Here is a 24,393-nt window from a genome sequence, read left to right as displayed (position 1 = left end):
TGTCCTTTCTACACCAACAGTATAATATAGTAAAAAATAAAAATCAAGAAAAATATTAAAAAATCTTAATATGTGCCGGGATGCATAATTGGAAAATGTCAGGACATACTAATCACGTAACAAAAAGTGATTAGGAGGAATTCAAAATGGCTAAAAATTACAATTCATCAGAAAACTGTCATAACGAGGCGGACAAGCACACATCGAACAGAAATGCATCCAGAAACACATCGAACAAGAATGCATATGGAAAGAATGCATCGGACAGAAATGTAACAGACAAGAATGCAAACAACAAAAATGCATATGACAAAGATGCAAAAGATAAGAATTCATACAATTATGGAAATGAGAACAGCAGCTACTAGAAAAAAGAGTTTCCGGGCAGGACGTGCGAAAGTGCGTCCTGCTTTTTTGCCGTCATGTATGTGTAGCGAATTTCCAAAAGCAGGAGACCGGGTGGAGAACCGGGAGGTTCTATATGTGAAATGGGTTGACAAAGAGAGGCGGTTATCAGTAAGATAAGTAAGTAGAAAATAATAGATGGAATGCAGTTGTACTGCATGAATAGAGCAGATAATGGAGAATTGAATGAAAAAAATGGAATTGATCGCTCCCTGTCATTTTGGGCTGGAAGCGGTATTAAAACGAGAGATACTGGATCTGGGATATGATATCTCGGAAGTAGAAGACGGAAGGGTCGGTTTCTGGGGAGACGCAGAGGCAATCTGCCGTGCGAATATATTTCTCAGAACAGCGGAGAGAGTTCTTCTGAAAGTAGGCAGCTTTAAAGCAACAAGCTATGAAGAATTATTTGAGAATACCAGAGCGTTGGACTGGGAAAATTATATCCCGGAAAATGGAAAATTCTGGGTTGCAAAAGCGGCATCTGTAAAGAGTAAATTATTCAGCCCGTCGGATATCCAGTCAGTGATGAAAAAAGCGATGGTAAGAAGAATGCAACAGAAGTACCAGGTAGAATGGTTTGCGGAAGACGGAGCAGCATATCCGGTCCGTGTCTTCCTGAAAAAGGATGTTGTGACGGTTGGAATCGATACATCCGGTGTATCTCTGCATAAAAGAGGATACCGTGAAGTATCAGGAAAAGCACCGATCACAGAGACACTGGCAGCAGCACTGATCATGCTGACTCCATGGCATAAGGACAGAATTCTGGTAGATCCGTTCTGCGGAAGTGGTACATTTCCGATAGAAGCAGCAATGATCGCAGCGAATATCGCACCGGGGATGAATCGTTCCTTTACGGCAGAAGAATGGACGAACTTGATCCCGAAGAAGCTCTGGTATGAGACGGTAAATGAAGCGAATGAACTGATTAACGATGATATCGAAGTTGATATCCAGGGATACGATGTAGACGGATCTGTGATCAAGATCGCGAGACGTAATGCGAGAGAGGCGGGTGTCGATCATCTGATCCATTTCCAGGAAAGAGATGTGAAAGATTTAAGTCATCCAAAGAAATATGGATTCATCATTACGAATCCGCCGTATGGAGAAAGGCTGGAAGATAAGAAGGATCTGCCGGCATTATATAAGGCATTCGGAGAGAGCTTTAAGAATCTGGATTCCTGGTCTGCGTATATGATTACATCTTATGAAGATGCAGAACGCTATTTCGGACGGAAAGCCGATCGTAACCGTAAGATTTATAACGGAATGTTAAAGACATATTTTTACCAGTTCTTAGGACCAAAGCCGCCAAAGGCCGGACGTCCGTCGGACAGACAGGAGAAGAAATAAGATGGATAAAATTATATTTGCAACTGGCAATGAACATAAGATGATAGAGATTCGTGCGATCTTAAGTGATCTGGGAGTGGAGATTCTTTCTCAGAAAGAAGCAGGAATCAAAGCAGACGTGATAGAGGATGGAATGACATTTGAAGAAAATGCGATGATCAAAGCAACAGAGATTGCAAAGATCGCACATGAGATGCCGGAGTATGCACATGCAGTCGTTCTGGCAGATGATTCCGGCCTGGAGATTGATTATCTGAATAAAGAACCGGGAATCTATTCTGCGAGATATATGGGAGAAGATACTTCGTATGATATTAAGAATCAGGCCCTTCTGGACCGTCTGGACGGTGTGCCGGATGAAAAGCGTACAGCAAGATTCGTCTGTGCGATTGCAGCAGCTATGCCGGATGGTTGCTGTGAAGTAGTCAGAGGAACGATGGAAGGAATTATTGGACATAAGATTGCAGGAGAGAATGGATTCGGCTATGATCCGATCTTCTTTCTTCCGGAATGCGGATGTACCAGTGCGGAACTATCGCCGGAAAAGAAGAACGAACTGAGTCACAGAGGGGAAGGATTGAAAAAAATCCGTAAAATCCTGGAACAGAGATAGAATTCAAAAGAAACAGACAAAAGAAGCAGACAGAAGAATAGTTAGGATAAGAGAATATGAAGATACTGATCATAAGTGATACGCATGGGGCACACAGAAATTTTGACCGTGTGATAGAAAAAGAACAGCCGCTGGATATGTTGATACATCTCGGCGACGTAGAAGGCGATGAGGATTATATTCCGGCAGTTGCGGACTGCCCGGTACATATGGTGCGTGGAAATAATGACTTTTTTTCCGGTCTTCCGGGAGAGGAAGAGTTCATGATCGGGGGCTATCATATATTTATTACACACGGACATGGATATTATGTATCTATGGGAGAAGAACGACTGAAACAGGAGGCAAGAGGGCGTGGTGCCGACATTGCAATGTATGGGCATACACACCGGCCGTTTTATGAAAAAGAAAAAGATCTGATTACGTTGAACCCGGGAAGCCTCTGTTATCCAAGACAACAGGGGAGAAAGCCGAGTTATATGCTCATGCAGATTGACGACAACGGAAAAATGGAGATTACACAGGAATATCTGAATCCGTAAAGGGAGAGTCCGGAAAATCCTTGTATTTCAAGGGTTTTCGGACTACTTGAAGAAAAAATAAAAAAAATGAAAAAAGTTGTTGACATTTAGTTGGCACTCATATATAATATGTCTTGTGTCACGGAGCGGTAACAAAAAGTGATACAAAACAACACCATCGGGGTGTGGCTCAGCTTGGCTAGAGCGCCTGGTTTGGGACCAGGAGGTCGCAGGTTCGAATCCTGTCACCCCGATACGTCATGCGGGTGTAGTTCAATGGTAGAACACCAGCCTTCCAAGCTGGATACGTGGGTTCGATTCCCATCACCCGCTTTCCTGAAACAATTTGTTTTGGGTGTGGTTAGAGATATGAGTCTGTAGCTCAGCTGGATAGAGCAACGGCCTTCTAAGCCGTAGGTCGAGGGTTCGAATCCCCCCAGGCTCGTTTAAACCACAAAATTTAATACGGTGATACTTAGTTGGACAAAAGACAGTTCGATAAGTAATATGGTGGGTATGGTGCAGTTGGTTAGCGCGCCAGATTGTGGTTCTGGATATCATGGGTTCGAGTCCCATTACCCACCCTTTTTCTTTATTATTGGGCTATCGCCAAGCGGTAAGGCACAGGACTTTGACTCCTGCATTCGTTGGTTCGAATCCAACTAGCCCAGTTTATTATGGGCGTGTAGCTCAGGTGGTAGAGCACTTGACTTTTAATCAAGTTGTCCGGGGTTCGAATCCCCGCACGCTCAGTATTTAAAAACGCAGATCTTTCAAAATAAGAAGGATTTGCGTTTTTATTAAGCGGATGTGGCGGAATTGGCAGACGCGCTAGACTTAGGATCTAGTGTCCACGACGTGCAGGTTCAAGTCCTGTCATCCGCATGAAAAGATAATCCCGAGAACAGTATGATATGATGCAGTTCTTCGGGATTTTTTGTATACGAAGGTATACAGGAGAATCTGCTGCCGGTAGTTCTCTTTATATAAAAAAGAAAGGAAAAAATATATGAGAAGAGTAAAAAGAGTTATTGTGCTGATTTTGATCGTGATGTTATGCATGCCGCTGCTGCCGGGAGTGCAGACCGAGGCTGCAGATGGGGGAAAACATCTGGATGTATTATTTACGCATGACACACATTCGCATCTGAACAGCTATTCTACGATCGTAAATGGGAAACAAAAAGAGGTCGGAGGCTTTGCAAGGATCAAAACATTGATCGATGAAAAGAAGAAAGAAAATCCGGATACACTTATCCTGGACGGAGGAGATTTTTCCATGGGAACCCTGATCCAGACAGTGTACACAACAGAAGCGGCAGAACTTAGGATGCTTGGATATCTGGGCTGTGATGTTACGACATTTGGCAATCATGAATTTGATTACCGTTCCGGCGGACTTGCAGATATGCTGAAGACTGCAAAGAATTCAGGGGAGACAGTTCCGAAACTTGTAGTGTGTAATGTAGACTGGGATGCCATGGAAAAAGAAGGATTAAGCAAAGGGCAGAAACAGATAGAATCCGCATTTGAGACATATGGAGTAAAGGATTATGTGGTTATTCAAAAAGGCGGTGTAAAGATAGCGGTTCTTGGGGTATTCGGGAAAGATGCATTAGAATGTGCACCTACCTGTGAACTTGAGTTTAAGGATCCTGTGGAATCAGCAAAAAATACAGTAGAAGAGATTAAGAAAAAAGAAGATGTCGATATGATCGCATGCGTTTCCCACAGTGGGACATGGGAAGATGAGAAAGTATCAGAAGACGAGACTCTGGCGAAAGAAGTACCGGATATTGATCTGATCATCAGCGGGCATACACATACGCAATTAGACCAGCCAATCAGACATGGGAATACTTATATCGTATCCTGTGGGGAATACGGTAGAAATCTTGGAAGCATTTCCATGACCCAGAAGAAAGATAAACGCTGGAAAATGAATACTTATAAATTGATTCCAGTAACAAAGAATGTAAAATCTGATCAGGCAGCCCAAAAGCAGATTGATAAATTTATGGATACTGTTGATACCAATTATCTGGTAAATTTCGGTTATACAAAAGATCAGGTGCTTGCAGAAAATGATATTAAGTTCAACAGCCTTGGGGAAATGGAAACAAAGCATGAAGAACTGAATCTGGGAGACATTATATCTGACGCCTATGTGTATGCGGTGGAAAATTCCGAAGGATATGATGGCAGGCCGGTAGATGTGGCGGTTGTGCCAAGTGGAACGGTGCGTGACACATACACAAAAGGTGATATTACGGTAGAAAAGGTTTATAATTCTTTCTCGCTGGGGATCGGTAAAGACGGTCTTGCCGGTTATCCACTGATCACTGCATATTTAACCGGAAAAGAATTAAAGCTGGTAGCAGAAGTAGATGCGTCTGTTTCTGATTATATGACGACTGCAAGATTATATTGCAGTGGAATGAACTTTACTTATAATCCGCACCGCATGATTTTGAATAAAGTAACAGACTGCTATCTGACCAAAGACGGGAAGAGAGAAGAGATACAGGATGATAAATTATACAAGGTTGTGACAGATCTGTATACAGGACAGATGTTGGGCTCTGTCACGGATGTATCATATGGATTATTAAAGATTGAACCGAAGGATAAGAATGGTAAGCTGCTAAAGAATCTGGAAGATGAGGCAATTACAGACGGCAAGACAGAATTAAAGGCATGGGTGGCAATTGCAAGATATATGCAGTCGTTTGAAGACACAGACGGAGACGGAATAGCAAATGTTTCTGATTACTATAGTACGACACACGGGCGGAAAGTAGTGGAAGACAGCAGGAATATTGCAGATCTGTTAAAACATCCGAATAAATTTGCCGGAATGATCGTGGGAATCTGTGCGGGACTTCTTTTTCTGATTATAGTGATTATCTGGCTGATACGAAAGTTGATCAGAAAAATCCGTGTTAAAAAGAAAAAATAAAAGAAATGAAAAAACACCGGGCATTCAATTCTGCCTCGGTGTTTTTTGACTATTTTATAATAAATTTCCGGATTATACAGCTTACAACTCCTGCGGCACAGATTGGAAGTAATGTATTCTTTAAACTTCCGTAAACAGTCAATGCACTCTGGATTCCCTGGAGTGCGGCAGGAATCTGCGGAATGAGACTTGCAAACACAGCAGACAGATAAGAGCCGGCTGCGATAATGATAAAGGATGTAAGCCCCCGGCCGTTATCGATGGTATTTCCATCACGGCCCTGCTTCCTGCTTCCGCCGAGAACACAGAAAAAGATAATAATCTCATAAAGCAATAATACTCCGGCAACCGCAAGATAGGCGATCAGTTCCTGATCTGCAGCTGTCAGACGGGAAATAATGTTACCAAAAGGACCTACATTTGTCAGGAAATGCAGTCCCAAAAGATAAATGATCCATGCGATCAATAACAGCGTTCCCATTCTTAACAGAAAATTGATAAATTTGAATAAGATTTTTCCTCCCGTTTTTGCGGTTTTTGCAACCGGTTTTGCGACATTTGGAATTTTAACCCCACGTTTTTTCCGGCGGTTTTTCTCTTTTTTACGACCATTGCGGGAATCATCATAATCATCATCCATGGCGTTGTCATCATCATAAAGCTCATCATCTAACTCATCAAGGAAATCCTCATCATAATAGCTGGTATCAAAGAAATTATCTTTTCCTTTTTGATTCCTGCTTTTTCTGGAATTTTTCCTGTTTTTATCCTTTAATTTTTTTGTTAATCTGTCATAATCATTTTTTCTGATATAATCAGTATGATCAATGTCGGATAATCCGGATAATACATCACGGTAATCATCATCATCGTCATCATCGATAGAGATGTCCGGAAGATCACCTTCGTAGATCACTTCGAAATCATCGTCAAAAACATCAGAAGTAGTTGGTGTTTTTTTCTTGTTATTTAAACTCATTGTTAATCCCTCCTATTTATACCCGTCTTCTATTTTATAATGTTTGAAAAAAACTCTCAAGAGTGGTCACAGAATATTCACGAAGTTGTAAGAAAAAATTTAGATTTGTATTATATGAAATAAAAGCTTAACAGATCTGAAAAAGAAGTTTGTTGAGAAATAAAGTGGAATCACGTATAATAAAATTTATTAATATAATGACAAAGAAGGAGAGAGGATATTTGACAGAGTTATATTATTTCGCATTATCATTTTTTGTATATGGATTCCTGGGATGGTGCACGGAGGTCGCATATGCAGCAGCAAAACAGGGCAAGTTTGTAAACCGTGGATTTTTGAATGGACCGATCTGTCCGGTATATGGAATAGGGGTTGGTGTTGTAGTACAGTTTCTGACGCCGGTTGAGAATAACCTGGTGTTGCTGTATATCAGTTCTACCATACTTGTGACTGTGATCGAAGGGATTACCGGATTTTTGCTGGAGAAGATCTTTCATAATAAATGGTGGGATTATTCGGAACAGCCATTGAATATTGGTGGATATGTATGTGTGTTGTTTTCGCTGATCTGGGGAGTGTTCTGCGTCCTGATCGTGAAGATTATCCATCCGCTGATTTACAAAGTGCTGACGATGATTCCGCTCGTTCTGGGAATTGTAGTTATGGCGTGTCTGGCGGTCGGACTTCTTGCGGATCTGTATGTAACAGCTTCCGGTATCCTTAAGATGAACCGCAGACTGGAAGCAATGGAGAAGATTGCAGCCGAGCTGAAGGAACTGTCTGATAAGGTCGGCGAGAATATCTATGAGAATGTAATGGAAGGTATGGAATTCAGGGAGGAGAAGAAAGCTCGTATAGAGGAATTAAAAGAGAAATACGAAGAGATGGCAGAGAACCGTACAAAAGTTGGTGAGCGTCTCGTGAAGGCATTCCCGAAGATGCAGGTCGGGCAGCATAAGGAGATATTTGAGGAACTGCGGGAGCGCATAAAAAGAAGTAAATAAAATCATAATTCAGAAAAAATAAAAAACCTTGAAGAACAAATCTTCAAGGTTTTTTCATGCGGAAAAAGGGACTTGAACCCTCACAGGATTGCTCCCACTAGAACCTGAATCTAGCGCGTCTGCCATTCCGCCATTTCCGCTTGACAAAAAGTATCTTATCATAGTCTGACGGAAAATGCAAACATTTTTTGTGAAAAATTGAAATTTTTTTAATTTTTTCTTCAAATCTAATGGATTTCGATTCCGTTTACTTCCAGATGATCATCGATTGCAATTACCAGACAGCGGCGTCCATCGATATCACGCGTCTCTACCAGATCGGCTCGTTCCGGATTAACCTTAACTACCACATCCGGTGTCTCAATCTGGAAAGTCTTAGCACTGGCGATGTTGGATGCGAGCAGGGTTCCGTGTATGCCGACTGTCTCATCGAATTCATCATCGAATGATTCCAGCTTCTCTTCGGCAACTCCGCTGCGTGTCAGGAGCTTTCTGACATCAGTTTTGGATAATTCCAGCGGTTCCGGTTCTTCCTTGGACTGTTCGATCATTTCATTTAAATTATCATGGATGTTACGGACCACTTCGTAGTCACTGTCTTCGCCCAGGGTATCACTTACGATTGCCTGGAAGGTTGTCTTCTGATCACCGGCAGTCAGTGGAGTAGTGCTTCCAAGGACGTGTTCTACGAAATATGGCTGTAATTCTTCTGGTTTCTTTGTGTAATAAAGGACATTATGTAAGTCCGTTGCACGATCCTGGAATGCAGGGAATAAAAATCCTTTGACCGGAGCTTCTACGAACCAGTCGCGGATACGGTCTTCAATGTTATTTGTCTGTGCATTGTAAGTAAGTCCGGCTTTCGTAAGATTGACCGGACAGATGCTGCAGAGGATGTGCTCATATACGGTATCGGAGGCGTCCTCCATCTCCAGACCATCTTTGGTCTTACCGGGAACATCGTATACGGCATGGATCAGGATGATGTAGTAGTTTTCGCCGTATTCATAACTTTCCACGACCTTATCATAGAATTCCTCCAGAAGAAGGTCATCCTGAAGTTTACTGTCCTTTAATCTCATAAGAAATTCCTGTGTGCCGCCATTCAATTCCTGGTCGAGCGGGAATTCCATATTGATGAGGTTCTTTCCAATTGTTCCGGAAAGGGTGTGTTTGAAGATGTCAAAATATTTGAAAGCCTCTTCTTCGGGTAAAGATAAGAAGGCTTTTTTCATTTCCATTTTTTTCTCTTTTTCGTGATCCACATAACATCCGCAGATGCGTGTGATGGCACAGTTTTCAGGAGAAAACTGTCTGCGGATCTCCAGAACTTCTTTTTTATTCATGCTATACACTTCCTTATCATAGGCTGGGAGGATACCTTAAAGCTTCTATATCAGATATCCGGTCCTGCGTTATAAAATGTTAGCATATCAGAGAGGAAAAAACAATCTTTGACCATTGTAAAAGATGAGATGGGAACGTATAATAGTAAATAGAATATACCAAAATACGTAACTATCCGATACTTGAAAAAGATGGGGAAGGGGATAGTTATAGTAAAAAAGAAAGGGAAAAAGAATATGGGAAATATATTCGACATTTTAGGACCGGTAATGGTAGGTCCATCCAGCTCGCATACAGCAGGGGCAGTCAGGATCGGTATGGTGGCAAGACAGTTATTCGGCCGTCAGCCGGAGAAGGCGGAGGTTATCTTGCATGGCTCGTTTGCCGCAACAGGAAAGGGACATGGAACGGACAGGGCATTGATTGCCGGTTTATTGGGGATGATGCCGGATGATATGCGCATACCGGACAGTTACGAAGTTGCAAAAGACATGGGGATGGATTTTGTAATGAAGAACAAGAACATTAAGGGTGCACATCCGAATACTGCTCAGATTATTATGGAAGCAGAAGGTGTGCCGCAGATGAAGATCCAGGCACATTCCATCGGAGGCGGACGCATCTGTGTCTGTAAATTGGATGGGATTGATGTAAATTTCAGTGGAGAGAGCTGTACACTGATCATCCGGAATGTGGATGAGCCGGGACGGATCATGGAGGTGGCCGCTGCACTCAGTAAAGCTGAGATCAATGTGGCGACCATGCAGGTATTCCGTGACAAGCGTGGCGGAACGGCTGTTATGGTTGTAGAGACAGATCAGGTGATTCCGCAGAGTGCGATCGATGAACTGGAGAGCAAGCCGGGAATTATCCGTGTGAAATTTCTTGATCCGAACGGATCGGTATAGATAATGGAGGAAAAGAAGATATGTCATATCAGTCAATGGAAGAGGCGAAACTGAGAGGGGAAAAAGAGAACATTCCATTCTGGAAATCAATCCAGTTAGAGGATGCACAGGAGAGGGATGTGAAGATAGAAGATTCCTGGGAAAAGATGAAGTATATGTGGCAGTCCATGCTGGATGCGCTGGATGCCTATGAACCGGACAAGGTATCAAGAAGTGGTCTGGTCGGAACAGAAGGCGGGCTTATGGACAATTACCGTGAGAATGAAGAACCGTTGTGTGGGGATTTTGTCTCAAAGGTGATGTCTAATGCACTGAAGATGGGGTGTAATAATGCCTGTATGAAACGAATTGTTGCGGCACCCACAGCAGGAGCCTGCGGTGTACTTCCGGCAGTACTTGTTACTTATTATAAAGAATACAATGTTCCGGAAGAAAAGATGATAGAAGCCATGTATGTGGCAGCCGGACTTGGTCAGATCATTGCCAACCGGGCATATCTTGCGGGAGCATCGGGAGGATGTCAGGCAGAGATCGGTTCCGGTTCGGGAATGGCAGCCGGGGCAATCTGCTATATCAAAGGCGGAGATACGGATCAGATCGGACATGCCTGTGCGATGGCATTGAAGAACCTGATGGGACTTGTATGTGATCCGGTAGGAGGTCTGGTAGAGGTACCGTGTGTGAAACGTAATGTAGGCGGTGCAGTGAATGCGCTGGCGGCAGCGGACATGGCACTGGCAGGGATTACAAGTAAGATACCTGTTGACCAGGTGATAGATGCGATGAAAGAAGTCGGAGACAAGATGGACGTATCATTGAGAGAAACCGGTGTCGGTGGTGTTGCAGGAACACCTGCAGCACAGGAAGTAGTAGAAAAATTAGGGATGTAGCATAAGCTACATCCCCTTTTTAAGAGAGCGTTGTTTTTAAATCGGTGTTATGAAAATAAGCGTGTGCTTTATCGAATAATTTGTTGCACAGGACCGTATAAACAGAACCAAACAGGTTGGCACCAATTCGGAGTGCTACTGCATATGGCATTCCAAACAGACCGGACGCAATGGAAAGCGCTCCAAATGTATTGAACACTGTCTGCCAGGAATATCCTGCCGAATATCCGACGCCGATTCCGCCGATGATTCCGATATAGGCATACATAGACTCAGGAAGAATCGTATACAGAACAACGAATAACAGACCTCCTACGATGTTGAACATCCAACGCTTTCCGGAACGTGCGACACAGTCATTTGTAAACGGAAGACACACGGACATACATGCGATACCTGCCCACATAGCTCTTGGAAGTCCGAGCAGGGACATGATGAGCATCGCCGATGATACGATGAATGTCAGCTTGATATACCATCTGCTGCGTGCGGAATGAATGTTGAATTCCTGGAACAGATGAGAAAATTTACGCCGGTAAGGACGGTTCTTCTGATTCTTATAGAAAATGATCATGCAGAGGATCATTCCGACAAGGAGTCCTTCCAGTCTTAAAATGTAGGCATGTCCGCTTACATCATATCCAAATAATAATAGATAGCCAAGGACAAAAGTAGAGTGATTGTACATGATCACATTGTGGCATCCGAGGATCATCAGCAGCATGATACAGGCTGCATTAATAAAGAAGGCAGGAACCGGTGATACCATGTTGGCAAGACGGGGACCTGCCATAAGGATTGCGTAGATGCCTGCGATAGAGGCAAGCCCGTGCGTGGTACGGATTCCGAAATCGGCCTGCCTGAGAACCAGCACGGCCAGAAGCACGGTAACTCCGACAACACTGTTGTCATTTCCGATGAATTTACTATATAAAGATACAACGGCGACACAGAATATCATTACAAGATATACTTTAAAGTTGTAAATGAGTATGTGACGGCGTTTTTCTTTTTTATCGGTTGTGTTTTTAATCAGCTGTTTAGAGCCGGTCGAGCTTAGTTGTAGTTCCTGGTAAAATGTCATAATAAAATCTCCTTTATTTTTTTTGTGAAGAAAGAATCTCGTTCGCTTCACGGATTAGTTGGAATAAAGTCTCGAATTTCTCTTTCTTCATATTTTTCTGTAATGTATAGAGTGGATCCAGATAGTAATAGTACGTACGGTCAATCTCATCTTTTCCGGCACCGGTAATGCGGATGCAGTAACTGCGGCGGTCGGACGCAGAGGCCTCTTTACAGATAAACCCTTTGGATTCCAGATGGTCGGTCAGGCGGCTTACGATAGTCTTACTGATGCCCATAGCGCTGGTAATCTGTCTTGGGGTCAGTGGTTCTTCCGAAAGCGCGATCCGGAACAGAAAATCAATCTCCTGAGCAGAAGTGTGCTCTGATTTTCCGGATTTCCGGATCGCCATGCTTGCGAAATGCCGGAGGTCGCCCTGTTTTGATACGATATCAGTCCAGTTTTTGTCTTTCATAGTTGCTCCTTTATAATAGTTTACTTTGTAAACAATTGCGATAAGTACTATAATAGATATAGAAGGAAATGTCAAGGGGATTTATGGAAGTACCTTTGGTCTATAAAAATAAAAAAGTTTGTAACGAATTGAGAAAAAATGACTCTTAATAGTAAAAGAAGATATAAATGAGAGAAGAGAGGTGAGTTCATGGAATCTTTTGAGGAAGTATATCAGAAATATTTAAAAGAGGTATATTGTTTTCTGCTGAGATTATCCGGAGACAGGGAAATAGCAGAAGAACTTACCCAGCAGACATTTGCCATTGCATTTGAAAAATTGGAAAATTTCAGAGGTGAATGTAAATTATCGGTGTGGTTATGTCAGATTGCGAAGCATGAATATTATGCGTGGACAAAAAAGCAGAAAAGATATGCAAATAAATTAGATGAAAATCATGCAGATCAAGGGGAGGATTTATTAAATGGCATAATCAATCAGGAAAATGGACAGATCATCCGAAAAATTCTACATGACTTACAGGAACCGTACAAAGAAGTATTCATGCTGCGGGTGATGGGAGAGGTATCATACAGAGATATCGGACAGTTATTTTCAAAAAGTGAAAGCTGGGCGAGAGTGACCTATTACAGAGCCAAGAAAATGATCGTAGAAAAGATGGGAGGCGCAGGCAATGATGAAATGTGAGATTATCAGAGATCTGATACCGTTATATCTGGATAAGGTATGCAGCGAAGATAGCAGAAAACTGGTGGAAGAGCATTTAGCAGAATGTAGTGAATGCAGGAAATATATGAAAGAATTAGAGACGGAACTGGAAGCGGTGAAACAGAAAAAAGAAGAAGACCTGGATGAAAAGCGGTTGTTACAGGAAGGAGCGGAGCGTATGAAGGAAATCGGCAGGAAAAGTATCGTAGATAAGATGATTATTGTGGATACATTACTAAATTTCTTATTGATCGTAACGGCTGTAGTATTGTGCAAACGGCAGATAGATATCGAAGGTGCCGATGCGGGATATTATATAGCAGCCATGGTATTCAGCTTTGGATTTATTATCACATTCTTCATATGTGACTGCATCACACTGGTTCAGAAATGGAAGAGAAGAAAAATGCGGACGGAGTGGGAGTATAAACAGATTCCGATCTGTGAAAGTTATGCGAAGATATCTATAGGCGTAAAAGTAATCATTGTATTTATGCTGGTATGTGCGGCTTGTATATTAGGATTTTCACAGTTTGGAGGAGTATTTTCTATTTAATGCACTAAGTAAGCCAAATCCCCGAACCGTAATAAAAGGTTAGTTCTCCATTTAATTATTATGGCATGCGAAACCGCAGGAATAAACTTACAAGGTCCTATCCTGTGCATACGGACTCATGGTTGGTAATTCTTAAGTAAAAAAGTTGACCGTTTGCTCACAAAAAATCCACTGTCTGAGACGAATGTCGAGTTTGGATTTTTTGTGAGCTCGTTTTTAGGTCAACTTTTTTGCTTTAGAATTTCCCCATGTTGGAGTCAGCACAGGATAGGATCTTGTAAGTTTATTCCGATCGGTGATAGCCGCCATAATGCATTAAATAGAAACTTGACAACTATAGTTGTCATCTGTTAGAATCTAAATGACAAGAAAAATTGTCAAAATATGATTGATAAAGGAGATGAGCATTTGCCTTTACTAAACCGATTGAAGGAATACAGATCAAGACTTGGCGTCAATCAGACCGAGATGGGAAAGCTCGCAGGCGTATCCAGACAGACGATCAGCCAGATAGAGAGAGGAGACTATTCGCCGTCAGTAACACTCGCATTAAAGATTGCGAAGATTTGTGAAGTCAGTGTAGAAGATATTTTTATATATGAAGAGGAGATAAATGATGAAGGAAAAGAAAAGTAGTTATTTTACCGCAACGTGGAAGATGCTCGCGGCAGTGATAATCGGGGGAATCGCCGGAGGCGTGTCGGTAGTCATCTATGAACTGATGAAAAAAGGAATAGATGCAGGAATCAGAACGATTAACGGAACGATTCAGCAATATATATTTCCAGCTCTGATTATAATCGCGGTTGTTACGGTAGTTGTGGGTGAATACAGTTTATACCGGTTAAAGAATGTATACAAAGAAATGAAGGATGCAGATGAGGACAGATTCTATGAACTGGATTACGAAGAAGAAAAATGGGGAGCGTGGACCAGTGGGGTTAATTTGGTGTCACAGGTGGCCTGCATCATAATTTTATCCTTTGGATATTCTTTGAAGTATATAGAATCAGGAAAATCCAGATATTTTTTATTCGCTTGCATTATATTTATACTGTGCTATTTCTACGATATTTATCTTTCTGTACGTTATGTAAAAGCGATACAGGCGGCACATCCGGAGAAAAAAGGTGATCCAACTTCAAGCAAATTTACGGAACAGTGGGTGGAAAGCTGTGATGAAGCAGAAAAAGAAATTATATACAAAAGTGCATATAAGACGTATATTGTATTGAACAAAGTAATACCGATATTATTGTTGCTTACATTAATAGCAAATATGTTCTTGAATACTGGTATATTGGCGGTTCTTGTTGTAGCTGTCATTTATCTGGTCACAGGAATGACGTATATCAGATCCAGCATGGTTTCTAAAGCAAAAAGGATTGGATAAAATAAAAAGTCATATTAGGTGAATGCATCAGATAAAACTGGTGCATTCATGATTATAACATATCATTCTATATTATAATTCGTTGAGTTAAGGAACATTTCGTTCCAATCATGAAATACATCGATAAATATATCAAAATTTTTCAAAATATATAACGAAAGAATAAGCAAATAAATGTTGAATTATCAGATATTCGAAATGTGGGATTCCATTATGAAGGATGGAAACGGAAGATTAAAATCATTTACAAATATACTTGATAATATAATTATTATCGCATTGAAATACTGTAAAGATAAGTTTATACTGAGAGGAGAAGCCTATGAATAATACGAATTTGTTAAAGACAGGTTTTGTTAATGAACGGTTCCGATATTATGAGAAGTTAGTCGCAGAGCTGACAATGATGAGTGATATGTTCATGCGGAACGTGTTAAATATTCTGGAATGTGCGGAATATATATTAAGAGTTATTACTGAAAATGATGATCTGGAATTAACAGAAGTCGTTGTTCAGAAAGATTACAAGAATTTACAGGGAAGATCGGCTGTACTTGACTGTGTGGCTGTGAATGGCAGAAAAGAAATATATGATATAGAAGTACAGCAGGAAAAAGCCGGAGCAGGCCCAAAAAGATTACGCTACCACAGCAGTATAATAGACGCACATAGTCTGTTTGCGGGAGAAGATTTTGAAAAACTGCCGGAATCAAAGGTTATTTTTATCGTAGATGAGGAAGTAGAAAATGAAGTTGCACCCATCTTACATATCAAACGGACTGTAAGAGAAACCGGCAGAGATTATAATGATAAAAGCGAAATTATATATATTAACGCCCGGATGAAAGAAAATACAGATATGGGCAGATTGATGCATGATTTTCATTGTACAAAGGCAGAAGACATGTATAGCAAAGTATTGGCAGAGCGGGTAAGAGTATTGAAAGAGACACAGGAAGGAGTGGAGATTATGTGTAAAGAGATGGATAAGATTTACAAAGCGGGAGAGTTAATAGGAGAAGAGCGTGGAAAAGAAAAAGGAAAATATGAAACAGCAATGAAGTTGCTTGAATTAGGAGCAAGGGAAGACATGATTGCAGAAGCGGTAGGGCATAGTGTAGAAGAAATAAAACGTTGGAAGAATGATATGAAACACTAATAATATATTATGAAAAATAAGCAAAAATGGAAAAGGAGAATCTATTATGAAAGTATTCGTATACAGAAAATGCAGCACCTGCATGAAAGCATTAAAGTGGCTGGAAGCACACAACGTAGAATTTGAAGAACGAGCAATTAAAGAAGAAAATCCAACTTACGAAGAATTAAAAGAATGGTACACAATGAGCGGACTTCCACTCAAAAAGTTCTTCAATACCAGTGGCATGTTGTACAAGCAGATGAACCTGAAAGATAAGCTAAAAGAAATGACGGAGGACGACCAGTTAAAACTCCTGGCAACCGACGGAATGCTCGTAAAACGCCCACTCGTAATTGGAGACAACTTCGTCCTGACCGGATTCAAAGAAAAAGAGTGGGAAGAAAAGTTGCTATAAGTTAAGATACATTATCATAATTATATGAATTTCCGGTAAACACCAGATGCCTGGAAAATAAAAATATATTTTGATATTCAAAATACTTGACAAACAAAATTTCTTGATATATACTTTGACAGTCAAAATAATTTAGAATCAAAATAAATCAGAGGTATTTAGAATGACTGGAAGAATATGTGGGACAGGATCTTGCGTACCATCATTTGTAATGGATAACAATGACATTGCAAAACTGGTTGATACCAGTGATGAGTGGATCCGGGAGAGAACCGGAGTCGTGAGACGTCATATCATCAGAGAAGAGACGACGGTATCCATGGCCGTCCAAGCCGGACGACAGGCACTTGAAAATGCAGGTATTACTGCAGACGACGTGGATCTGATCATCGTTTCTACGATTTCTTCAAATGTAATACTTCCATGTACAGCCTGTGAAGTGCAAAGAGAACTCGGAGCAAAGCGTGCAACCTGTTTTGATCTGAGTGCGGCATGTACCGGATTCGTAGTTGCTTATAATACAGCGGCTGCGTATCTGAATGCGGGTGTGTATCAGACGGCTCTGATCATTGGCAGTGAAAGTTTGTCGAACCTGACGAACTGGAAGGACCGCGGAACATGTATCCTGTTCGGGGATGGTGCCGGAGCAGCGGTACTGAAAAGTGAAGATATGAGATATTATCTTCCAGTGACACACTCCGATGGTTCCAAAGGAGAAGCACTGTGCTGCCGGAGCAGATATGACAGAAGCGAGTTATCGCCGGAAGATCTGCCGAAGCCGGATGAAAAAGAATATCTGATGCAGATGGATGGAAGAGAAGTGTTTATGTTTGCAGTAAAGAGCGTGCCGCAGGCAGTAAAAGAAGTGCTGGAAAAAAATAATGTGGCTCAGGAAGAAATCAGCTTTTATATCTTACATCAGGCGAACAAAAGGATCGTAGAAGCAATCGCAAAGCGGCTGGGCGAGCCGTTGGAAAAATTTCCGATGAATCTGGAAGAATACGGAAATACATCTTCCGCAAGCATTCCGATTCTTCTTGATGAATTGAACAGAGCCGGAAAGCTGCAAAAAGGTCAGAAGATTATCCTCGCGGGATTTGGCGCAGGACTTACCTGGGGCGCAAGTATTCTGGAATGGTAAAAAACAGTAAAAACAAATATGAGAAGGAGAACAAAAACATGTTAGAACAGATTAAAAAAATGGTAGCAGATAACTTAGGAGTAGAGGAAAGCAAGATCACAGAAAATGCATCATTCAAAGATGACCTCGGAGCAGATTCCCTGGATCTTTTTGAACTGACAATGGCACTGGAAGATGAATACGGAATCGAGATTCCATCCGAAGATCTGGAAAAGATCGTAACAGTAGGTGATGTTGTAGAGTACGTAAATGCTCACAAAGAGTAAGAAATACAGGACAGTAACATAAAAATGAGATTATAAAAAGACAGGGAGTATAGAGATTATGCAGACAGAAGTAACCAGATTATTAGGAATTGAATACCCGATCATCCAGGGCGGTATGGCCTGGGTAGCAGAATATCATCTGGCAGCAGGTGTATCTGAAGCCGGCGGACTGGGACTCATCGGTGCAGCAAGTGCTCCGGCAGACTGGGTAAGAGATCAGGTACGCAAGGCAAAAGAACTGACAGACAAACCGTTCGGTGTCAACATCATGCTGATGAGTCCTTATGCAGATGAGGTCGCAAAGGTAATCGTTGAAGAAGGTGTAAAAGTTGTGACCACCGGTGCAGGTAATCCGGAGAAATACATGAAGATGTGGAAAGAAGCCGGAGTAAAGGTTATTCCTGTTGTTGCTTCTGTAGCCCTGGCGAAGAGAATGGAACGCTGCGGGGCAGATGCCCTGGTAGCAGAAGGATGTGAAGCCGGCGGACATATCGGCGAGAGTACAACGATGGTGCTTGTTCCGCAAATCGTGGATGCAGTCAATATTCCGGTTATTGCTGCCGGAGGAATTGCAGACGGAAGAGGAATCGCCGCCGCATTTATGCTGGGAGCAAAAGGTGTTCAGATGGGAACACATTTTGTCGTTACAGATGAATCCCAGGTACATGAGAATTACAAAGAAAGAATCATCAAAGCGAAGGATATTGATTCCAAAGTAACAGGAAGAACCACAGGACATCCGGTCAGAGCCCTTCGCAATGATATGACGAGAAAATATCTGGAACTGGAGAACGCCGGAGCCGGATTTGAAGAATTAGAAAAGCTTACACTTGGCGGACTTAGAAAAGCAGTTGTAGAAGGCGATGTGAAGAACGGAAGTGTAATGGCAGGACAGATTGCAGGTATGGTAAAAGAAAGAATGTCATGTAAAGAGCTGGTTCAGAAACTGGTGAATGAGACAGATGCATTGATCGGAGGAAAAGGATTCTATGAGTAAGACTGCATTTATTTATCCCGGACAGGGAGCTCAGAAAGCCGGCATGGGAGCCGACTTTTATGAGAACAGTGAGATCGCAAGATACATATTCGATCAGGCAGGTGAGGAGCTTGGTCTGGATATGAAAGCACTCTGCTTTGAAGAAAATGATAAACTGGATCTGACGGAATATACGCAGGCAGCAATGGTTACCACTTGTCTTGCGATGACAAGAGTTGCAGAGAATAAAGGGTTGAAAGCAGATGTTACGGCAGGATTAAGTCTCGGTGAATATCCGGCGATCGCAATTGCCGGCGGGATGAATGATATGGATGCGATCCGTCTGGTGAGAAAAAGAGGAATTCTGATGCAGAATACGGTGCCGGCAGGAGAAGGTGCTATGTGTGCGGTCATCTCCATGGATGCAGAGAAAATCGAAGAAGTGATCGAACCGATCGCAGATGTATCAGTTGCAAATTATAATTGTCCGGGACAGATTGTTATCACCGGCAAGACGAAGGCTGTGGAAGAAGCAGCCGGAAAATTAAAAGAAGCAGGTGCAAGACGGACAATTATGTTAAATGTCAGCGGACCGTTCCATTCGAAGATGCTGGTTCCGGCGGGAGAGAAGCTGGCAGAAGAGCTGGAGAATACCAGATTTCATGAATTGAAGATTCCGTATGTGACAAACGTATCGGCAGAAGAAGTAACGGATATCAGAGAAACTCCGGGGCTTCTTACGACACAGATCAGTTCACCGGTGCGCTGGATGCAGAGCATGGAGCGCATGATCGCAGATGGTGTGGATACATTCGTCGAAATCGGACCGGGCAGGACACTGGAAGGATTCTTAAGAAAAATCAATCGAAATGTGAAAGTATTCCACATTTCCCAGTGGGAGGATGTGGATAAAGTCTGTGAGGAACTCGCAGATGGTGGAAACAGGATGGAGGAATCGTAAAGATGGATCAGACAATGGAAGGAAAAGTTGCGGTTGTAACCGGAGCATCCAGAGGAATCGGAAAAGCAATCGCTGTAAAGCTTGCATCAAAAGGAGCAACAGTTGTGATCAACTATAACGGTTCCAGAGAAAGAGCCGAAGAAGTAAAGAATGAAGTTGAGTCTGCAGGCGGTAAAGCGGTGATCATACAATGTAATGTGGCCGATTTTGATGCCTGTAAAGAATTCATCGAGACGGTGATCAAGGAGCAGGGAAGAATTGATATTCTGGTTAATAATGCAGGAATCACAAAGGATGGACTCCTTATGAAGATGTCAGAAGAAGATTTTGATAAGGTATTGGACACAAACTTGAAGGGAACATTTCATACAATAAGAGCTGCGCTCCGCCAGATGATCCGCCAGAGAAGCGGACGCATTATAAATATGGCATCTGTTGTAGGTGTCAGCGGTAATGCAGGACAGGCAAATTATGCGGCGTCCAAAGCAGGTGTGATCGGACTGACCAAAACAGCAGCCAGAGAAGTGGCATCCAGAGGAATCACGGTCAATGCAGTTGCACCGGGATTTATCGAGACCGACATGACAGAAGTACTTCCGGAAAAGATAAAAGAAGCGTCTGCCGCACAGATTCCGCTTGGAAAATTCGGAAAAGCAGAAGATGTGGCGAATGCGGTTGCATTTCTTGCGTCAGAGGATGCGGGATATATTACCGGACAGGTATTGCATGTAGACGGCGGTATGGTGATGTAAAGGAGATTAAGATATATGAAGAGAAGGGTTGTAGTGACAGGACTTGGAGCAGTGACTCCGATCGGAAATACCGTAGAGGAGTTCTGGGACGGTATAAAAGAAGGTAAAGTAGGAATCGGAGAGATCACAAAATTCGACACTACGGAATATAAGGTGAAAATTGCGGCCGAGGTAAAAGATTTTCAGGCAAAAGACAGAATGGATTTTAAGGCAGCAAGAAGAATGGAGCCATTTTCCCAGTATGCGGTAGCGGCGGCGAAAGAAGCATTCGAGGATTCCGGACTTGATATGTCAAAAGAAGATCCGTTCCGTGTCGGTGTGATCGTAGGTTCCGGTATCGGAAGCCTTCAGGCAGTAGAAAAAGAATATGAAAAGATCCGGACCAAAGGACCGGGAAGAGTCAATCCATTGTTGGTTCCGATGATGATCTCGAACATGGCAGCAGGCAATATTTCCATCCAGCTTGGGCTGAAAGGAAAATGCACGAATGTTGTCACAGCATGTGCCAGTGGAACAAACTGCATCGGTGATGCATTCCGTGCGATCCAGTATGGTGACGCAGAAGTGATGCTGGCGGGTGGAGCAGAAGGATGTATCTGTGAGACCGGAGTCGCAGGATTCACAAGTCTGACAGCACTTTCGACTTCTACAGATCCGATGAAGGCATCCAGACCATTTGATAAAGACAGGGATGGATTCGTTCTCGGAGAAGGTGCAGGTGTAGTTGTTCTGGAAGAACTGGAACATGCAAAACAACGTGGTGCAGTCATCTATGCCGAACTTGTCGGATACGGTTCTACGGGAGATGCATATCACATTACTTCTCCGGCAGAAGACGGAAGCGGAGCAGCCAAAGCAATGGAACTTGCAATGGAAGAAGGCGGGATCAAACCTTCTCAGGTAGATTATATCAATGCACATGGAACCAGTACACATCATAATGACCTGTTCGAGACACGTGCAATTAAGCTGGCACTCGGCGAAGCGGCAAAGGATGTTGTGATCAATTCTACAAAATCTATGATCGGACATCTGCTTGGCGCAGCAGGAGGTGTAGAGTTTATTACCTGTGTGAAGACAATTCAGGATAACTTCATTCATCAGACTGTCGGAACAGAAACCGCAGATGAAGAATGTGATCTGAATTATGCAATTGGTGCGCCGATTGAGAAGAAAGTGGATTATGTACTGACCAACTCGCTTGGATTCGGAGGGCATAATGCAGTGTTATTGTTGAAGCGGTATGAAGGCTAGCGGAGAATCACAGGAGGGACAAAGAGCATATGGAAATGGAGAAAATGATCGAACTCATAGATGCCGTGTCAAAGTCAGATCTGACAGGATTTAAATATGAGGAAGAAGGAATCAAATTGCATTTGAGCAAGAAAGAAAATACATGCTATGTGACGGAAAATCTGTCTGCACCGGTGAATGCGGTAACAACTTCTGCTGCTGAGATAAAAAAAGCAGCAGAAGGAGATCAGATATCGGGAACATCTGCCGAAGAAATACCTGTCGGGAATGTAGTGGAATCCCCGTTGGTAGGAACATTCTATGCAGCACCTGCGGAAGATGCGGAAAGTTTCGTAAAAGTCGGTGACAGAGTAGAAAAAGGACAGACACTCGGAATTGTAGAAGCAATGAAGCTGATGAATGAGATCGAAAGCGATTACAGCGGAACAGTCGCAGAGATTCTGGTAAATAATCAGGAAGGTGTGGAATATGGACAGCCATTGTTCCGCATCGTGTAGGAGGACAGTATGAATCATTTAGATATCAATCAGATAAAAGAAATCATCCCGCACCGCCACCCATTTCTTCTGTTGGATTACATTGAGGATTATGTACCGGGAGAATACGCAGTGGGATATAAATGTGTGTCTTACAGAGAAGAATTCTTCGCCGGACATTTTCCGGAAGAACCGGTGATGCCGGGAGTACTGACTGTGGAAGCGCTGGCGCAGGCCGGTGCGGTTGCAATCTTAAGTCTGGAAGAAAACAAAGGAAAGATTGCATATTTCGGCGGAATCAATAAATGTAAATTCAAAGGTAAGATCGTTCCGGGAGACAAGGTACGTCTGGAGACGAAGATCATCCGGCGAAAAGGGCCTGTCGGTGTCGGCGAGGCAGTCGCAAGTGTGGATGGAAAGGTAGTAGTCAGTGCAGAACTGACATTCATGGTTGGATAAACAAAAAGCAGCATAGGAGTGTAAGGAAAGATGATTAAAAAAGTATTGATCGCAAACAGGGGAGAGATTGCAGTGCGTATCATCCGTGCCTGCCGTGAGATGGGAATAGAGACTGTGGCGGTCTATTCCGAGGCAGATAAAGAAGCATTGCACACGAAGCTTGCAGATGAAGCAATCTGCATAGGTCCTGCTCCGTCAAAAGACAGCTATCTCAGTATGGAAAATATCATCAGTGCAACGATCATCAGTGGTGCAGATGCAATTCATCCCGGATTCGGATTCCTGTCTGAGAACAGTAAATTTGCAGAATTATGTGAGCAATGCAATATTACATTCATCGGACCGGATTCCAAAGTCATTGCAAGCCTTGGTAATAAACAGGTTGCGAGAAATACGATGATGGCAGCAGGCGTTCCGGTCATACCTGGAAGTAAGGAACCGGTCTACGATGCAAAGACAGGTGCTGCGTTGGCACAGGAGATCGGCTATCCGGTTATTATAAAAGCTGCCCTTGGCGGCGGAGGGAAAGGCATGCGTACTGCATGGACACCGGAAGAGTTTGAATCTGCATTTCAGACGGCGCAGAAAGAGACTGAGATGGCATTTGCCGATTCGACGATGTACATTGAACACTTTGTAGAAAATCCAAGACATATTGAGTTCCAGATTCTGGCAGATAAATATGGCAATGTGATCCATCTGGGAGAAAGAGACTGTTCCATCCAGCGTAATCACCAAAAATTGATTGAAGAATCCCCATCTGTTGCATTGTCAGATGAACTGAGAAAAAAGATGGGAGATGCGGCGGTGAAAGCCGCCAAAGCAGCAGGGTATGAGAATGCCGGAACGATCGAGTTCTTATTAGAAAAATCCGGGAACTTTTATTTCATGGAAATGAATACCAGGATCCAGGTGGAGCATCCGGTAACGGAATGGGTAACCGGTGTAGATCTTGTAAAGGAACAGATCCGTATCGCATCCGGACAGAAGCTGTCCTATACACAGGAAGACATTAAACTGACCGGACATGCGATCGAGTGCAGGATCAATGTAGAGAATCCGGAGAAAGGATTCCGCCCGTCTCCGGGAACGATCACGGATATGTATCTTCCGGGAGGAAAGGGAATCCGCATCGATTCTGCAATATACAGTGGTTATACGATTCCGCCATATTATGATTCCATGGTGGCAAAACTGATCGTATGGGCGAAGAACCGTCAGGAAGCAATCCACAAGATGCAGAGTGCGCTGGGTGAGGTCATTATAGAAGGAATTGACACGAATGTGGATTATCAGTATGGAATTGTGAATCATCCGGATTACATTGAGGGAAATATAGATATTGAATTTATTGAAAGACTGTAGAGGTGAC

General features: G+C 42.7%; 27 protein-coding genes and 8 tRNA genes. 30 read left to right on the top strand and 5 right to left on the bottom strand.

Going from position 1 to position 24,393, the window contains the following annotated elements:
* Nucleotides 1–146: 146 nt before the first annotated feature.
* From NKF87_RS11655 to NKF87_RS11600, 12 genes are all read left to right on the top strand, one after another.
* Nucleotides 147–368, top strand: coding sequence for a hypothetical protein (locus NKF87_RS11655; protein WP_028086433.1), 222 nt, complete (start codon nucleotides 147–149; stop codon nucleotides 366–368).
* Nucleotides 369–591: 223 nt separating this feature from the next.
* On the top strand, nucleotides 592–1,764 hold the full coding sequence (locus tag NKF87_RS11650; protein ID WP_055281878.1) for a THUMP domain-containing class I SAM-dependent RNA methyltransferase: 1,173 nt from the start codon (nucleotides 592–594) through the stop codon (nucleotides 1,762–1,764).
* 1 nt (nucleotide 1,765) lies between these two features.
* Nucleotides 1,766–2,377, top strand: a complete 612-nt coding sequence (gene rdgB / locus NKF87_RS11645) for an RdgB/HAM1 family non-canonical purine NTP pyrophosphatase (RefSeq protein ID WP_028086435.1) — start codon at nucleotides 1,766–1,768, stop codon at nucleotides 2,375–2,377.
* Nucleotides 2,378–2,433: 56 nt separating this feature from the next.
* Complete coding sequence (locus tag NKF87_RS11640; RefSeq protein ID WP_028086436.1) at nucleotides 2,434–2,919, top strand: metallophosphoesterase family protein; 486 nt, start codon at nucleotides 2,434–2,436, stop codon at nucleotides 2,917–2,919.
* Between the two features lie 158 nt (nucleotides 2,920–3,077).
* Nucleotides 3,078–3,152: transfer RNA gene (locus NKF87_RS11635), tRNA-Pro, on the top strand.
* 8 nt (nucleotides 3,153–3,160) lie between these two features.
* Nucleotides 3,161–3,231, top strand: a tRNA-Gly gene (locus NKF87_RS11630).
* Between the two features lie 38 nt (nucleotides 3,232–3,269).
* Nucleotides 3,270–3,343 (top strand) — tRNA-Arg (locus NKF87_RS11625).
* A 65-nt stretch (nucleotides 3,344–3,408) separates the two neighbouring features.
* Nucleotides 3,409–3,482 (top strand) — tRNA-His (locus NKF87_RS11620).
* A 15-nt stretch (nucleotides 3,483–3,497) separates the two neighbouring features.
* A tRNA-Gln gene (locus NKF87_RS11615) sits at nucleotides 3,498–3,569 on the top strand.
* 8 nt (nucleotides 3,570–3,577) lie between these two features.
* Nucleotides 3,578–3,650: transfer RNA gene (locus NKF87_RS11610), tRNA-Lys, on the top strand.
* A gap of 52 nt (nucleotides 3,651–3,702) precedes the next feature.
* A tRNA-Leu gene (locus NKF87_RS11605) sits at nucleotides 3,703–3,783 on the top strand.
* 124 nt (nucleotides 3,784–3,907) lie between these two features.
* Entirely contained in the window at nucleotides 3,908–5,857 is a 1,950-nt protein-coding gene (locus tag NKF87_RS11600) for a bifunctional metallophosphatase/5'-nucleotidase (RefSeq protein ID WP_055281874.1), read from the top strand.
* Between the two features lie 49 nt (nucleotides 5,858–5,906).
* On the opposite strand, the gene NKF87_RS11595 is transcribed toward NKF87_RS11600, so the two are convergent.
* Nucleotides 5,907–6,836 (bottom strand): hypothetical protein, encoded by a 930-nt coding sequence (locus NKF87_RS11595; RefSeq protein ID WP_117597762.1) that lies wholly within the window; start codon nucleotides 6,834–6,836, stop codon nucleotides 5,907–5,909.
* A 197-nt stretch (nucleotides 6,837–7,033) separates the two neighbouring features.
* On the opposite strand from NKF87_RS11595, the gene NKF87_RS11590 reads away from it, so the two are divergent.
* Nucleotides 7,034–7,840, top strand: coding sequence for a putative ABC transporter permease (locus tag NKF87_RS11590; RefSeq protein WP_055282012.1), 807 nt, complete (start codon nucleotides 7,034–7,036; stop codon nucleotides 7,838–7,840).
* Nucleotides 7,841–7,897: 57 nt separating this feature from the next.
* Here the strand turns inward: NKF87_RS11590 and NKF87_RS11585 are convergent.
* Nucleotides 7,898–7,980: transfer RNA gene (locus tag NKF87_RS11585), tRNA-Leu, on the bottom strand.
* 87 nt (nucleotides 7,981–8,067) lie between these two features.
* The gene (locus NKF87_RS11580) at nucleotides 8,068–9,186 is read right to left on the bottom strand and encodes a DUF4317 domain-containing protein (protein WP_055281870.1); all 1,119 of its coding nucleotides are present in this window, start codon (nucleotides 9,184–9,186) and stop codon (nucleotides 8,068–8,070) included.
* Between the two features lie 237 nt (nucleotides 9,187–9,423).
* Here NKF87_RS11580 and sdaAB point away from each other — a divergent pair, with 237 nt between their 5' ends.
* A complete protein-coding gene (gene sdaAB / locus NKF87_RS11575; protein ID WP_028088076.1) occupies nucleotides 9,424–10,095 on the top strand; it encodes an L-serine ammonia-lyase, iron-sulfur-dependent subunit beta in 672 nt (223 codons plus the stop codon).
* A 20-nt stretch (nucleotides 10,096–10,115) separates the two neighbouring features.
* Entirely contained in the window at nucleotides 10,116–10,985 is an 870-nt protein-coding gene (gene sdaAA, locus NKF87_RS11570; protein WP_117597761.1) for an L-serine ammonia-lyase, iron-sulfur-dependent, subunit alpha, read from the top strand.
* A 19-nt stretch (nucleotides 10,986–11,004) separates the two neighbouring features.
* Here sdaAA and NKF87_RS11565 read toward each other — a convergent pair whose 3' ends face one another.
* Nucleotides 11,005–12,069 (bottom strand): FUSC family protein, encoded by a 1,065-nt coding sequence (locus tag NKF87_RS11565; RefSeq protein WP_117597760.1) that lies wholly within the window; start codon nucleotides 12,067–12,069, stop codon nucleotides 11,005–11,007.
* 13 nt (nucleotides 12,070–12,082) lie between these two features.
* Nucleotides 12,083–12,523, bottom strand: a complete 441-nt coding sequence (locus NKF87_RS11560) for a MarR family winged helix-turn-helix transcriptional regulator (protein ID WP_055281863.1) — start codon at nucleotides 12,521–12,523, stop codon at nucleotides 12,083–12,085.
* 189 nt (nucleotides 12,524–12,712) lie between these two features.
* On the opposite strand from NKF87_RS11560, the gene NKF87_RS11555 reads away from it, so the two are divergent.
* The 15 genes from NKF87_RS11555 (at nucleotide 12,713) to NKF87_RS11485 (ending at nucleotide 24,386) form a co-directional block, all read left to right on the top strand.
* The gene (locus NKF87_RS11555; protein WP_055193515.1) at nucleotides 12,713–13,210 is read left to right on the top strand and encodes an RNA polymerase sigma factor; all 498 of its coding nucleotides are present in this window, start codon (nucleotides 12,713–12,715) and stop codon (nucleotides 13,208–13,210) included.
* Nucleotides 13,197–13,787, top strand: coding sequence for a zf-HC2 domain-containing protein (locus NKF87_RS11550; RefSeq protein ID WP_055281861.1), 591 nt, complete (start codon nucleotides 13,197–13,199; stop codon nucleotides 13,785–13,787). Before NKF87_RS11555 ends, NKF87_RS11550 begins: the two co-directional genes overlap by 14 nt.
* A 408-nt stretch (nucleotides 13,788–14,195) precedes the next feature.
* Entirely contained in the window at nucleotides 14,196–14,423 is a 228-nt protein-coding gene (locus tag NKF87_RS11545; protein ID WP_028088072.1) for a helix-turn-helix transcriptional regulator, read from the top strand.
* Entirely contained in the window at nucleotides 14,404–15,180 is a 777-nt protein-coding gene (locus tag NKF87_RS11540) for a DUF3169 family protein (protein WP_055193512.1), read from the top strand. Before NKF87_RS11545 ends, NKF87_RS11540 begins: the two co-directional genes overlap by 20 nt.
* A 322-nt stretch (nucleotides 15,181–15,502) precedes the next feature.
* Nucleotides 15,503–16,339 carry a PD-(D/E)XK nuclease family transposase gene (locus tag NKF87_RS11535; protein ID WP_117597759.1) on the top strand — a complete coding sequence of 279 codons (837 nt, stop codon included), beginning with the start codon at nucleotides 15,503–15,505 and terminating at the stop codon, nucleotides 16,337–16,339.
* Between the two features lie 46 nt (nucleotides 16,340–16,385).
* Nucleotides 16,386–16,736 carry an arsenate reductase family protein gene (locus NKF87_RS11530; RefSeq protein ID WP_117597758.1) on the top strand — a complete coding sequence of 117 codons (351 nt, stop codon included), beginning with the start codon at nucleotides 16,386–16,388 and terminating at the stop codon, nucleotides 16,734–16,736.
* A gap of 163 nt (nucleotides 16,737–16,899) precedes the next feature.
* Nucleotides 16,900–17,877, top strand: coding sequence for a beta-ketoacyl-ACP synthase III (locus NKF87_RS11525; RefSeq protein WP_117597757.1), 978 nt, complete (start codon nucleotides 16,900–16,902; stop codon nucleotides 17,875–17,877).
* 38 nt (nucleotides 17,878–17,915) lie between these two features.
* Nucleotides 17,916–18,143, top strand: coding sequence for an acyl carrier protein (locus tag NKF87_RS11520; RefSeq protein WP_006428212.1), 228 nt, complete (start codon nucleotides 17,916–17,918; stop codon nucleotides 18,141–18,143).
* Between the two features lie 58 nt (nucleotides 18,144–18,201).
* Complete coding sequence (gene fabK, locus NKF87_RS11515; RefSeq protein WP_028088545.1) at nucleotides 18,202–19,140, top strand: enoyl-[acyl-carrier-protein] reductase FabK; 939 nt, start codon at nucleotides 18,202–18,204, stop codon at nucleotides 19,138–19,140.
* A complete protein-coding gene (fabD, locus tag NKF87_RS11510; RefSeq protein WP_055281848.1) occupies nucleotides 19,133–20,080 on the top strand; it encodes an ACP S-malonyltransferase in 948 nt (315 codons plus the stop codon). Before fabK ends, fabD begins: the two co-directional genes overlap by 8 nt.
* A 2-nt stretch (nucleotides 20,081–20,082) precedes the next feature.
* Nucleotides 20,083–20,832, top strand: coding sequence for a 3-oxoacyl-[acyl-carrier-protein] reductase (gene fabG, locus NKF87_RS11505; RefSeq protein ID WP_055180671.1), 750 nt, complete (start codon nucleotides 20,083–20,085; stop codon nucleotides 20,830–20,832).
* A 15-nt stretch (nucleotides 20,833–20,847) separates the two neighbouring features.
* On the top strand, nucleotides 20,848–22,086 hold the full coding sequence (gene fabF / locus NKF87_RS11500) for a beta-ketoacyl-ACP synthase II (protein WP_117597756.1): 1,239 nt from the start codon (nucleotides 20,848–20,850) through the stop codon (nucleotides 22,084–22,086).
* A gap of 29 nt (nucleotides 22,087–22,115) precedes the next feature.
* Nucleotides 22,116–22,583 (top strand): acetyl-CoA carboxylase biotin carboxyl carrier protein, encoded by a 468-nt coding sequence (gene accB / locus NKF87_RS11495; protein WP_055281844.1) that lies wholly within the window; start codon nucleotides 22,116–22,118, stop codon nucleotides 22,581–22,583.
* Between the two features lie 9 nt (nucleotides 22,584–22,592).
* On the top strand, nucleotides 22,593–23,021 hold the full coding sequence (fabZ, locus tag NKF87_RS11490) for a 3-hydroxyacyl-ACP dehydratase FabZ (RefSeq protein ID WP_055281842.1): 429 nt from the start codon (nucleotides 22,593–22,595) through the stop codon (nucleotides 23,019–23,021).
* 30 nt (nucleotides 23,022–23,051) lie between these two features.
* Entirely contained in the window at nucleotides 23,052–24,386 is a 1,335-nt protein-coding gene (locus tag NKF87_RS11485) for an acetyl-CoA carboxylase biotin carboxylase subunit (protein ID WP_117597755.1), read from the top strand.
* Nucleotides 24,387–24,393: the final 7 nt, after the last annotated feature.

This window comes from Dorea longicatena, from assembly GCF_024168045.1.
Taxonomy (GTDB): Bacteria; Bacillota; Clostridia; order Lachnospirales; family Lachnospiraceae; genus Dorea_A.
This window is presented reverse-complemented; position numbering and strand designations above follow the sequence as displayed.